The 13017-nt window shown below is 34.1% G+C and carries 12 protein-coding genes and 2 pseudogenes; 10 read left to right on the forward strand and 4 right to left on the reverse strand.

Features of this window, described 5'->3' with window-relative positions; genetic code table 11:
- The first annotated feature begins 23 nt into the window (after positions 1-23).
- Positions 24-422 carry a c-type cytochrome gene (locus P5P90_RS09285; RefSeq protein ID WP_278034433.1) on the forward strand — a complete coding sequence of 133 codons (399 nt, stop codon included), beginning with the start codon at positions 24-26 and terminating at the stop codon, positions 420-422.
- Between the two features lie 56 nt (positions 423-478).
- Here the strand turns inward: P5P90_RS09285 and P5P90_RS09290 are convergent, their stop codons facing one another.
- Both P5P90_RS09290 and P5P90_RS09295 read right to left on the reverse strand, forming a co-directional pair.
- Positions 479-667: an Lrp/AsnC ligand binding domain-containing protein gene (locus P5P90_RS09290; protein ID WP_278036503.1), complete on the reverse strand. Its 189-nt coding sequence runs from the start codon at positions 665-667 to the stop codon at positions 479-481.
- Positions 668-701: 34 nt separating this feature from the next.
- A complete protein-coding gene (locus tag P5P90_RS09295) occupies positions 702-938 on the reverse strand; it encodes an Lrp/AsnC family transcriptional regulator (protein ID WP_278034434.1) in 237 nt (78 codons plus the stop codon).
- 198 nt (positions 939-1136) lie between these two features.
- On the opposite strand from P5P90_RS09295, the gene ald reads away from it, so the two are divergent.
- Positions 1137-2255 carry an alanine dehydrogenase gene (gene ald / locus P5P90_RS09300; protein WP_278034435.1) on the forward strand — a complete coding sequence of 373 codons (1119 nt, stop codon included), beginning with the start codon at positions 1137-1139 and terminating at the stop codon, positions 2253-2255.
- A gap of 150 nt (positions 2256-2405) precedes the next feature.
- On the opposite strand, the gene P5P90_RS09305 is transcribed toward ald, so the two are convergent.
- Entirely contained in the window at positions 2406-3017 is a 612-nt protein-coding gene (locus tag P5P90_RS09305) for a class I SAM-dependent methyltransferase (RefSeq protein ID WP_278034436.1), read from the reverse strand.
- Between the two features lie 255 nt (positions 3018-3272).
- Here P5P90_RS09305 and P5P90_RS09310 point away from each other — a divergent pair, with 255 nt between their 5' ends.
- The 8 genes and pseudogenes from P5P90_RS09310 to P5P90_RS09350 all read left to right on the forward strand — a co-directional run bounded on the left by P5P90_RS09310 (position 3273) and on the right by P5P90_RS09350 (position 11795).
- Positions 3273-4166, forward strand: coding sequence for a LysR family transcriptional regulator (locus P5P90_RS09310; protein ID WP_278034437.1), 894 nt, complete (start codon positions 3273-3275; stop codon positions 4164-4166).
- Positions 4156-4641 (forward strand): methylated-DNA--[protein]-cysteine S-methyltransferase, encoded by a 486-nt coding sequence (locus P5P90_RS09315; protein ID WP_422851710.1) that lies wholly within the window; start codon positions 4156-4158, stop codon positions 4639-4641. Before P5P90_RS09310 ends, P5P90_RS09315 begins: the two co-directional genes overlap by 11 nt.
- Before the next feature lie 180 nt (positions 4642-4821).
- Complete coding sequence (locus tag P5P90_RS09320; protein WP_278034438.1) at positions 4822-5973, forward strand: serine hydrolase domain-containing protein; 1152 nt, start codon at positions 4822-4824, stop codon at positions 5971-5973.
- 20 nt (positions 5974-5993) lie between these two features.
- Positions 5994-6707, forward strand: coding sequence for a 3'-5' exonuclease (locus tag P5P90_RS09325; RefSeq protein ID WP_278034439.1), 714 nt, complete (start codon positions 5994-5996; stop codon positions 6705-6707).
- A 95-nt stretch (positions 6708-6802) separates the two neighbouring features.
- Complete coding sequence (locus P5P90_RS09330; protein ID WP_278034440.1) at positions 6803-7426, forward strand: HEAT repeat domain-containing protein; 624 nt, start codon at positions 6803-6805, stop codon at positions 7424-7426.
- Between the two features lie 97 nt (positions 7427-7523).
- Positions 7524-8962: pseudogene (locus P5P90_RS09340) on the forward strand (nucleoside recognition domain-containing protein).
- Positions 8963-9112: 150 nt separating this feature from the next.
- The gene (tnpA, locus tag P5P90_RS09345; protein WP_278034443.1) at positions 9113-9574 is read left to right on the forward strand and encodes an IS200/IS605 family transposase; all 462 of its coding nucleotides are present in this window, start codon (positions 9113-9115) and stop codon (positions 9572-9574) included.
- A 619-nt stretch (positions 9575-10193) separates the two neighbouring features.
- Positions 10194-11795, forward strand: a pseudogene (locus tag P5P90_RS09350) (fumarate hydratase).
- Positions 11796-11851: 56 nt separating this feature from the next.
- Here the strand turns inward: P5P90_RS09350 and P5P90_RS09355 are convergent.
- Positions 11852-13006 carry an esterase gene (locus P5P90_RS09355; protein ID WP_278034444.1) on the reverse strand — a complete coding sequence of 385 codons (1155 nt, stop codon included), beginning with the start codon at positions 13004-13006 and terminating at the stop codon, positions 11852-11854.
- Positions 13007-13017: the final 11 nt, after the last annotated feature.

Raw genomic sequence — 13017 nt, forward strand, 5'->3', positions numbered from 1 at the left:
TTTGGTGTATAAAATTTATAACAATGAAAAAATTACTACTCTTGAGTCTGATTCTATTAACCTTTGCCTGTAAGAAAGAAAGTCAGGAATCATTTGGAAATGAAGAACATCAAACAACCGTTGCTACGGAAGAAAAAGAATTGGCACCTGAAGAATTAGGTAAAGTAATCTTTGAAAGCAAAGGAAATTGTATTTCCTGCCATAAATCAGAGGAAAAATTAATTGGACCAAGCTTGAAAGAAATTGCAAAAATCTATAAAGATAAAAATGCTAGCATCGTCACTTTCTTAAAAGGAGAAAGCGATGCTATTGTAGATCCGTCTCAATTTGCTGTAATGCAGGCGAATCTAAACCTAACAAAAACATTTTCTGACAAAGAATTAGAAGGATTAGAAGCATACATTAATTCGCATTTAAAATAAATCCTAAGTCATCAAAAAAAGCAAAAACCATTCGGAACATCGAATGGTTTTTGTGTTTATAAGGGCAACATCGTCGTATTCTTTACTTCTGAGATAATAAAAAAACTATTGATCAATGAAACTTCAGGCAATACAGAGAGTTTTTTTTGATGAAAATGATGATAACTCTCCATATCTTCCAAAACAATTTTAAGTAAATAATCAAAACTACCTGAAATAAAATTGCACTCTACCACCTCTGGCATATTGAGGATAGCTTGATTAAAAACTACCGAGATATCATAATTCTGCTTGACCAATGTCACCTGACAATAAACCGTTAAGTTCTTTCCCAGTTTCTTTTTTGTTTAAAACAGTCACATATTTATCAATAATACCTTCCCGCTCTAATCGCTTTAGTCGGTCATGAACTGGAGTCAATGACAAGTTGATTTTAGCAGCAATATCTTTTAGCTTATAATGTGCATTTTTCTGCAATAAGCGCAAAATTCTTTTATCCGTTTCGTCCAATACCATAACATTTCATTTTATTAAAAGACTACAAAAGAAAAAATTTCTGTTACGAAAACGATTAAGTGAACAAACCAGAAATAATTTGTGTAAAAATAAACAATAAAACGAAAATTTTCTTATTTAAACGTAGTTTAATCAGTAAAAAACACTTATGAATACATTTGTACTGAAATAACAATCAATCATCTAATACTACTAACTATGATAATCGGAGTTCCAAAAGAAATTAAAAATAATGAGAATCGTGTAGCACTTACTCCATCTGGTGTAGCTGAATTTAAAAAATTTGGACATACTGTATATGTGCAAACAAATGCAGGTATCAACAGTGGATTTAGTGATGCTGCTTATGTAGAGGCTGGAGCTGAAATTTTACCTACAATTGAAGCTGTTTATAAAATTGCTGAGATGATCATCAAAGTAAAAGAGCCTATCGCTTCTGAATACCCATTAATTAAAAAAGATCAATTAGTATTTACTTACTTCCACTTTGCTTCTTGTGAGCCATTAACACATGCAATGATCGAAAGCGGAGCAATATGTTTAGCTTATGAAACGGTTGAAAAAGCAGATCGTAGTTTGCCTTTATTAGTTCCAATGTCAGAAGTAGCTGGACGTATGTCTATCCAAGAAGGTGCTAAATTCTTAGAAAAACCATTACAAGGAAAAGGAATCCTTTTAGGAGGAGTTCCTGGAGTAAAACCAGCAAAAGTAGTTGTTCTTGGTGGTGGAGTTGTAGGTACTCAGGCTGCTAAAATGGCTGCTGGATTTGGTGCGCAGGTAACTATCATGGATTTAAGCTTAGCTCGTTTACGTTACTTAGATGATATTATGCCTGCTAACGTAACTACATTAATGTCTAACCACTACAACATCTGTCAAGAAATCGCAACTGCTGATTTAGTAATTGGAGCGGTATTAATTCCTGGAGCTAAAGCACCTCACTTGATTACTCGTGATATGTTGAAATTAATGAGTCCTGGAACTGTAGTTGTTGACGTTGCTGTTGACCAAGGTGGATGTATCGAGACTTGTACTCCTACCACTCACGAAAAGCCAACTTTCATCATTGACGATATCGTTCACTACTGTGTAGCTAATATGCCAGGTGCGGTTCCTTATACTTCTACGTTAGCGTTGACTAATGCAACTTTACCATATGCATTACAATTAGCAAACAAAGGTTGGAAAAAAGCATGTGCGGAGAACGAAGAATTGAAGAAAGGATTAAACATTGCTAACGGTAAAATTCTTTACAAAGGTGTAGCCGATGCTTTCAACCTTCCCTATAACGAAACTATCGAAGAAGCTGTTTGCTAATAAAACACACTTAATAATACTCAAAACCCTTTCATTTGCAGAAAGGTTTTTTTGTTTATTTTATTCCTCCAAAAGCGCCAAAACAGGCATTTTTATGTAATATCTCTACCGAAGAGAAACCAACTTTCTTCATCAAGTCCAATTGATAACTCATCGAGCGTGGTGTATCTTCCTTTTCGATGCAATCAAAAACCTTTTGTTGGTACTCCTCCCTCCTAAACCTATCAAATAATTAGCATACATTTTCCAAACTATTTGATTCACCTCAGCATGATCCTGAACCAACAAATCCGAAATTAAAAAACAGCCTCCAGGCGTTAAACTATCATACAATTTTTGGAATACCATTTCCCAATCGGAATCTTCACGTAAATGATGCAAAACGGCTCCCGCCAAAACAATATCAAACTGATTATTAGGCAACTCGACATCCCGAATATCACCCTGAATAGTAGCTACATTTCCTCTCGTCTCAGCAGAAACCCGCTCTTTGGCTTTGTCCAACATATTCTGACTCAAATCAATCAAAGTACAATCTAAATCAGCCACTTTAGAAAGCATTTTCAAGGTATAATTTCCCGCTCCGCATCCTAAATCCAAAATACTTTTGGCATTTGGTTTTACAGCTTTTGCCGTACTTGTAATTAATTCCAAAGCAATGGTAGCATCCATAGTAGCCACTTGCCCCGTTTCTACATTAGAAAAACGTTCTACCTCATTATCAAAACGTTCTCTGATTTCTGCAACTGTTGATTTCTTCATAATTCAATTTTTAATTGTTTGGATCTGTTATTTGCCACGAATTCACGAACTATTATTTTTAACTAAATTCAATATTTCACTAACAATAAGCTTAACTAATTGATTCGTATAATTCTTGATTTCCGATTTTCAAAATTAATTCGTGAATTCGTGGCTAATAATCAGCGAAATAGATTTCTATTTCACAAACCTAGAATTTTTATATATGACTTAAAAATACTTATTTTGTCAATTATTAATACTTATTAGGTATTTATGGAATTACGCCACCTTAAATATTTCCTCAAATTAGCCGAAGAACGCAGCTTTGTCCGCGCTGCCGAAAAGTTATTTATTTCGCAGCCCCCTTTGAGCCGTCAGATTAAGGAACTGGAAACCGAACTAGGTACCACCCTTTTTGAACGCAATAACAAAAGGGTTATCCTAACCGAAGCTGGTAAATATTACCAAAAAGAAGTTCAAGAATTGCTTCAAAATTTGGAACGTATTAACGCAACAACCAAAAAAATATCTGAAAATCAAAGTGGTGAATTCAGGATTGCTTATGTGAGTTCTACTTTTTCAGGAGATATTTCAAAATTGATTCAGTATTTGTCGAATGAATATCCCTATGTCAATTTTCGATTGTATGAAGTACCTACTGTGAAACAAATAGCAGCCTTGGAAGAAGGTAAAATTGATTTTGGAATTATCCGTGCGCCTTTACATTCTCCAAAAATCGATTCGCAGTTGTGGTTCAAAGACCGATTTTCATTGGTTTTCAATAAGAATCAATATTCCATTCCGTCTGAAGAGGATTTGGAAAACTTACAATCAGCTACCTTTGTTTTTTTCAACAAAGACTATGCGCCGCATTTTTATGATGCTTTATTGGAAATCTGTGCGCAGTATGGTTTCAGTCCCAAAGTCGTACACGAATCCAACAATATTTCTTCAATTATTCAGTTGGTTAAGAACGGACTGGGGGTTTCCATTGTTCCTTCTGCCATTCGAAAAACACATAATTATCCCGAATTGACCTTTTTAGAATTAAAGAAATCACAACGATTCACGGATATTTTATTGGCAACACCAAAAGGAAATCCATCAGAAATAGCTCAAAAAGCAATCATCTTTTTGACCCAAAAAAATAGTAAAAATGAACAGTAATATAGAAACCACTTTTTTCAAAACTCCATTAGGAATCGCTAAAATTATTGGTGATGAAAACGGAATTTCGGAAATATCCATTCAGGAAAATGGAAAAATAACCGAAAGAATTCCTGCTGTTTTAGAAGAAGCCGTGCATCAACTTCAGAACTATTTTGATGGAAAAAGAACAGACTTTGATTTCAAAATAAATCCAAAAGGAACCGAATTTCAACAAAAAGTTTGGCAATCATTAATCGAAATTCCATTTGGAAAAACGATGAGCTATTTGGATTTATCCAAAAAATTAGGAGATGTCAAAGCCATTCGAGCAGTAGCATCCGCAAACGGAAAAAATCCGCTTTGGATTGTAGTTCCCTGCCACAGAGTTATAGGAACCGATGGTTCACTCACGGGTTATGCCGGTGGATTGTGGCGTAAAAAGTGGTTGTTGGAACACGAAAATCCAGCACGAAAACAAGAATTGTTGTTTTAAAATACTTTTTACCATTAAGAAATTAAGATAAATTAAGATTTAACTTTACCGCAAAGGATACAAAGTTTTACGCAAAGAAAACGAAGAATCTTAACTCCTGAATGGTTTAATTAAAAGCATAAATGATAATTTGAATTATCTTTTTTTATGTAAATTCGTACCGAAGCTAAATCCAAATCCATGAAAAAACTCAAAAAAATTCTAATAGGATTCGTTATTGTGATAGGACTTATGATACTTTCACTTTATATTTTCAAAAAGGATTATTTATTAAGAGCAGTTCGGGTGACCTACCTCAACGGACATTCAACAGCTTTTTTGGATGATTACAAATACTTTGATAATGCAATCATTCAGAAAAGCAATCAACCACAACCCTGGAATTTAGCCAAAGATTATAACAAGGTAAAACCAACTTCTAAATTAGAAGACTTACATAAAGAAATGGGAACAGTCGCTTTTGTAATTATAAAAAACGATAGTATCTGGAACGAAAACTATTATGATAATTACGCTGCAGCTTCCAAATCAAATTCATTTTCCATGGCCAAAAGTATCGTATCGGCATCCTTAGGAAAAGCCATCATGGAAGGAAAAATTAAAAGTTTAGACCAGAAAGTCAGTGACTTTTTTCCTGAATTCTCCAAAGGAAAATCGGCCGAAATGACTGTGGGTGACTTGGCTTCTATGGCTTCTGGATTAAACTGGGATGAAGCTTACTACAGCCCTTTCTCCATTACCACTCAAGCCTATTTTGATGACAATTTAACCCCCATTATTTTGGGTTTAAAAGGAATCGACACACCAGGGAAGACCTATAAATACTTAAGCGGAAACACTCAATTACTGGCCATGTGCATTGAGAAAGCCACAGGCAAAAAATTAGCCGATTATGTTTCGAAATCTTTCTGGAAACCTATGGGTGCCGAGAGTGATGCCTTATGGCAAACCGATAAAAAAGGACTGGTAAAGGCTTTCTGTTGTGTAGCTAGTAACGCTAGGGATTTTGCCCGTTTTGGAAAACTCTATCTTTATAACGGTAAATGGAACGGCCAACAACTTTTAGACAGTACTTTTGTAGCCAAATCAGTAAGACCACGTTTTAAAGAATCGCCTCAATATGGTTATGGTTGGTGGCTAAGCCAATACAAAAACAAACCGCTTTTTTATATGCGAGGTCATTTAGGCCAATATGTGATTGTGATTCCTGAAGATCAGTTAATCATTGTTCGATTAGGAAACAAGGAAAATAAGGGAACTATCGAAAATCCGCATAGTAAAGACCTATTCGTATATCTGGAAGAAAGCTATAAAATGCTGGGAGCACACTAATTTTGTAAAAACAAAAACTGATGATTGAAAAAATAAATCTCAACAACATCTTATTTCTGGACATTGAAACGGTTCCTGAAACAGCCGATTTCAACGAATTGGATTCGGAAATGCAAGCTTTGTACGAACAAAAAACACAATACCAGCGCAAGGAAGAAATTTCGGCTGAGGAATTTTATGAGCGTGCGGGGATTTGGGCGGAATTTGGAAAAATTGTTTGTATATCCGTTGGTTTCTTTGCAAATAAAAATGACATACGAAACTTTAGAGTAACTTCATTTTTTGGAGAAGAAAAGAAAATATTAAAAGATTTCAGCAATCTGTTGAACAACCATTTCAATGGACCGCAACACCTATTGTGTGGTCACAATGCTAAGGAATTTGATATTCCTTTTATCGCCCGCCGTATGATTATTAATAATATTGCCATTCCAGATAAACTGAATCTTTTTGGCAAAAAGCCTTGGGAAATTCCGCATTTGGACACTTTAGAATTGTGGAAATTTGGCGATTACAAGCATTTCACTTCCTTAAAACTCATGTGTAAAGTGCTTGGAATTCCTTCTCCAAAAGGCGATATCGATGGTAGTCAGGTAGGTCATGTTTTTTATGTCGAAAAAGATATTGACCGAATTGTAACCTATTGCGAAAAAGACACCATTGCTGTAGCTCAGATTTTCCTGCGTTTGCGAAGAGAAGATTTATTGATTGAAGAGGAGATTATACATGTTTAAAAATATTTAGAGATGGTTTTACTTTTACTAAACTTTTTGAAAATCAATTAAAAAAGAAACTTGCGAAATTACCAGTAGAAAAACTTTTAATTGAAATGACAAATAATAAATATTATTTCCCCAATAATATTTGGAAAAAATATTTTGCTAAAAATTCAATAGAAAGTGGAAAATGGATTTCATGGTTTGCTACAAGAGAAGCTGAAAAAATTGTTGATAGAAAAGAAGCAGATACATTAATAAAGATTATTGAAAACTCTAATTTAAACTATGAAATTAGAAGAAAAGCTTATTTCTGTTTAGGTCATTTATGTAAAAATTTATCAGATAAAGAAATTTTCGATTTTTTAGTAAATAAATTAAATAGCGAATCAGAAAATATTCAAGAAACAATTCTTATTTCAATCACAAATATGGACAAACCGTTGGAATACAATTTAATTCCAATTATAAATATCTTGAAAAACGGAAAAATGGGTATGAAAACTTCTGCAGCAATAGCATTGAAAAATGCAAAAAATCCAGATATAGAAATTGAATTATTAAATTCTTTTGAAAAAGAAAAAAACAAACATTTACAGGAAATGATTGCATCAACTTTAAAAACAGTAGGAAGCAATAAATCTATTCCTATACTTGAAAACAAATTGAAAACAGCTAAAGGAAGAGATTATAAATATTTTTTAGAAAGTGCTCTGATTGAAATTAAAAAGCGATAATCTTTTTTAAACTTTTATTTAAAGTCTTACTGCTCTTTGCGAAAAGCCTTTGTGAACTTTGGGGTTAAATATTTACATTTACAAAAATTATAAATTTATGGTATTAAGCAGATTTTGGTTGGTTATTTTCATTTCGTCAATTGCATTTGTTATTTTCAGTTTGTTTTCAGGCAGCAATTATACAATAGACCATGTTTTAAACGGAAAAAAAGATGATCCTATTTTAGTTTCTGAAAAGTATCTTGATGAAATTCCTGCTTTTATAAAAGACAGCATCTATAAATCAGAAGAAAAAAGCTTTACAATCAATAGAGACACACTGAATGCTGATACTACTTATGTTTACAAAAACAAAACGGTAAAAATTTATAGTGGCGTTCAAAAATCAGATGGTTTATTGCCAACCTGTAAAAGTACTTTACTGGATTTGATTTTGCCATTGATGGCTTATTTGGCTTTTTCTGTGGATTAATGGAACTTTTAATTATTTCGGGAGTTTCCGAAAAACTGGCTAAAGTGTTGAGTCCGGTATTTGTAAAAGTGTTCCCAAGTATTCCTAAAAATCATCCATCGATTTCCTATATGACCTTAAACTTTGCTGCTAATTTCCTAGGATTGGATTCGGCTGCAACGCCTTTTGGATTAAAAGCCATGGAAAGTTTACAGGAAATCAACCCCGAAAAAGACAAGGCCAGCGATGCCCAAATTATGTTTATGTGCCTTCATGCTTCGGGACTGACTTTGATTGCGACTTCAATCATTGGTTATCGTGCCGCTGCCAATGCTGCCAATCCAGCCGATGTAATGCTGCCTTGTATTATCACTTCGTTTATTGGTACCATCGCCGCTTTTCTAATTGTTGGAGTAAAACAAAAAATTAATTTCAAAAGTGCTTCGTTACTTATGGGTTTGATCGTATTGATTGCTGCCATTATTGGTTTGCTGATGTATGTAAACCATCTGGATTTAATTGGTAAAAACTATTTTACGACGAATCTTTCAGCATTAATTTTAATCGGAATTATTGTGGCCACCTTGATTTTCTCTTTTGTTAAAGAGCAAAAATTTACCGAAGCCAACACAACTGTTTACGAAGCTTTTGTATCAGGAGCTAATAATGGTGTGAAAACCGGAGTTACTATTTTTCCTTATGTTTTAGGGATGTTAGTAGCTATTTCATTGTTCAGAAACAGTGGATTATTTGAAATTATTAGCAACGGACTTGGATTTGTTTTCTCTAGTATGGGAGTGACAAAAGAAATTGTCGATGCTTTGCCTGTTGCCTTGCTAAGACCTTTTAGTTCAGCCGGTTCAAGAGGATTTTTGATTGACTCGATGAATACCTTTGGTGCTGATTCATTAACAGGGAGACTCAGCAGTATTTTTCAATGTAGTGCCGAAAGTACCTTCTATGTTATTGCGGTTTATTTTGGTTCGGTGAATATCAAAAATACCCGTTACGCTTTAGGAACCATGCTTATAGTCGATGTTATTTGCGTAATTACAGCTATTTTTGTGGCGAGTTGGTTTTTTTAAATGTGAATTGATTGTTTACAACGGATTAAAATCCGTCGCTATGCCGATGGCTCTCTAAAATATATGAAAATGTGTAAGTTCCGTAGGAACGATTTAGATTGTAGAAACGGATTTTAATCCGTTGATGATGTAAAACAATAAAAAACAATTATGGCAAATACCTATCATCAAATTTACATTCAGGTTGTTTTTGCGGTAAAATATCGTGAAGCTGTTATTGCTGATGAATGGAAATCTACATTGTTTGGCGTAATTGGTAATTTAATAAATGAAACTGGATGTAAAACCATAATTGTTAATGGTGTTGAAGATCATGTTCATTGTTTTTTGGGTCTTAAACCTGTTGTTTCAATTTCGGAATTAATGAAAACGGTAAAAGCAAAATCATCAAAATACATTAATGATCATCATTTGACCAAATCAAAATTTGAATGGCAGGAAGGTTATGGTGCGTTTTCGTATGGTCATTCTCAAATTAATGTAGTTTACAATTATGTTGCTAATCAAGAAGAACATCATAAAAAGCAAACTTTCAAGGAAGAATATTTAGAGTTTTTAGATAAATTCCAAGTTCCATTTGACGAAAGATATATTTTTCAGGATATGATATAAAATGAAAAATTATATATGTACCGAGCCTAAGGCTCTCATTTGAATGGATTTGATTGTTTTCAACGGATTAAAATCCGTTTCTACAATATTTGTCGTTCCTACGGAACTTTCACATTTAACACATATCATAGAGCCTTCGGCTCGAAACATTTTGTAGCAACGGATTTTAATCCGTTTGTGATATGAAATAGCAAGAAACCGAGTTCCGTAGGAACGGAACATATCGCAAGAATATAATCCGTTGTCATGGAAACGAATTATATTCAAACAATCAATTTTAACAGATTAACACAACAATAGTTCTAGGATTTCTAATCTATTTTTCATTCTTTTGAATTTTACAAAAATTACTATTTATAAACTCATTTAAACAAATAAAAAATGTCAAAATACACTAAATACATCGCCATAGGATTGCTAATTCTATTTTTAGTTACCAGCTTATTAGGCTAGTTTTTAAAACATTAATCGTAAAAATTAAGAGATGGTATTTTATTGAATAGCATCTCTTTTTATTTGATTTTATAACAAAAAGTTTGATTTTTTAAAGGAATCACAGCTGTCAAAAAACTGTGGCTACGCTAAATAATTTTTATATTTGTCAAAAAACAAAAAACTAATGGACTTTATTTATCAGGATCCTTATCCAATTTTAAAAGACGATACCCAATACCGCAAAATCACTTCAGATTACGTAAAATTAGAAAAATTAGGAGACAGAGAAATCCTAACAGTTGATCCAAAAGGCTTAGAGTTACTTTCGCAAGAAGCAATGAAAGATGTTTCTTTTATGTTGCGCACTTCGCATTTAGAGAAATTAAGTGCTATTCTTGATGATCCGGAAGCGACCGACAACGACCGATTTGTAGCTTACAATTTATTGCAAAATGCTGCAGTTGCCATCGACGGACAATTACCATCTTGTCAGGATACTGGTACGGCGATTGTAATGGCTAAAAAAGGAGAAAACGTATATACAGGTGTTGACGATGCTGAATGGCTTTCTAAAGGGATTTTTAACACCTATCAGGAAAGAAACCTACGTTATTCTCAAATTGTGCCTATCAGCATGTTTGAAGAAAAAAACTCTGGTTCAAATCTTCCAGCTCAAATCGATATTTATGCTAAAAAAGGAAATTCGTATGAATTCTTATTTTTAGCAAAAGGTGGAGGTTCAGCTAACAAAACTTACTTATACCAACAAACAAAATCGTTATTGAATGAAAAATCATTAGATGCTTTCATTCGTGCTAAAATCATGGATTTAGGAACTTCGGCTTGTCCCCCTTATCACTTGGCTTTAGTTATTGGTGGAACTTCTGCCGAAGCGACTTTAGCAGCAGTTAAAAAAGCATCTGCTGGTTATTATGACAACCTACCAACAACTGGAAATATGGCTGGTCAGGCTTTCCGTGATTTGGAATGGGAAAAAGAGTACAACAAATTTGCCAAGAAAGTGCTATTGGAGCGCAATTTGGCGGAAAATATTTCACGCATGATGTACGTGTAATTCGTTTGCCACGTCACGCAGCCTCTTGTCCGGTTGGATTAGGCGTTTCTTGTTCTGCCGATAGAAATATCAAAGGAAAAATTACCAAAGACGGTATTTATGTAGAGCAATTAGAAGCTAATCCGCAACGTTTCTTGCCTGCTACTCCTCCTCACTTGGAAGAAGCAGTAGAAATCGATTTGAACCAACCAATGAGTGAGATTCTTAAAAAATTATCTCAATACCCAATCAAAACACGTTTAAAATTAAACGGAACCTTGATTGTAGCTCGTGATATTGCTCACGCTAAAATAAAAGAATTATTAGACAGCTGGAAAACCAATGCCAGAATACTTTAAAAATCACCCGATTTATTACGCAGGTCCTGCTAAAACACCGGACGGAATGCCATCAGGAAGTTTTGGACCTACAACGGCTGGGCGAATGGACGTGTATGTGGAAGAGTTCCAGAAAAATGGCGGAAGTATGGTAATGCTTGCTAAAGGAAACCGCACCAAAGACGTTATGAACGCTTGTAAAACCTACGGTGGATTCTATTTAGGTTCTATCGGTGGTCCTGCTGCCATCTTAGCTAAGGAAAACATTCTTTCGGTTGAAGTAGTTGACTTTGAAGAATTAGGCATGGAAGCTGTTCGAAAAATCACCATAAAAGATTTTCCTGCTTTCATCATTACTGATGATAAAGGAAATGATTTCTTTGAGAATTTATAAAAATCAAATCATCTTATTAAAAAAGAAAAACCGCTGAATTAGCGGTTTTTTTTATTTTATTGGAACAATAAAGGAGCAAATTCGGATAAATAATCACGCCAGTTAGACCAAGTGTGCCCTCCCTTTGTTTCGTGGTATTGGTAATTGAATTCTAGACTGTCTAATAGTTTTCTAAATTCATTAGATCTTTCAAATAAGAAGTCGGTGTTACCAATTCCTATCCAATACAATTTAAATCCATTGTTTTTTTGTGCTTTTAGTTTGTTAGTAAAATCGCTATACACTGTTGCTTGTGAATCTTTAGGTTGCAACATGGCTGAAGAAAAGACACCCACATAATCAAAAGTATTAGGGTAATTAGCTGAGATAACTAAACTGTGCATTCCACCCATAGAAAGACCTGCAATGGCACGAGAAGCTTTTTCTTTCTTTACACGGTAATTACTTTCAATAAATTGGATAATGTCTCCAAAAGCGGCTTCTGTCATTCCAGAAAATGTAGCAGGACGCATAAAAATAGGTTTTACAAATCCTTCACTGGATTCACCCGGTGTTGCAGTTTGATCTGCATTTCCATTGGTCATGACAACTATCATAGGTTTTGCTTTGCCTTGTGCGATTAAATTATCCATGATTTGAGCAGCACGCCCTAATTCCATCCAAGCATTTTCATCACCGCCTGCACCATGCATTAAATATAACACAGGGTAAGTCAGTTGATTATTTTCATAAGCTGCAGGTGTATAAACGGTAAGCCTACGAGTGCTTTTCAAATTTGGGGATGTGTACCATCGTTTTGAAACTGTACCATGTGGTACATCTGTTACTTTATACAAATCAGCTTTGCCACCGCCAACTAAAAATACATTTACCACAGTGGAAACATCGCGTATTAAAAATGCATTATTTGGATCAAAAGCTTTAACACCATCCACCCAAAAGGAATAACTATACAATTCAGGATTGAGTTGTTTTGTGGTTAGTGACCAAATTCCATCTTCTCCCTTAGTTAATGAACCACCTTCTGGAAGACAATCACATTGAACTTTTACTGTTGTAGCATTTTTAGCATCTAATCGAAAAACAACACTACCATCAGGATTAATTTCGGGAGAAATAATTTCTTTTTGTGTTGAAAAATTAACGTTTTCTTGTGCGTAAGTTCCCAATCCTAAAAGGAAAGAAACAAAAAATGGAATAATTTTTTTCATTTGATTTTAAA

It is taken from the genome of Flavobacterium nitratireducens (genome assembly GCF_029625335.1).
Taxonomy (GTDB): domain Bacteria; phylum Bacteroidota; class Bacteroidia; order Flavobacteriales; family Flavobacteriaceae; genus Flavobacterium; species Flavobacterium nitratireducens.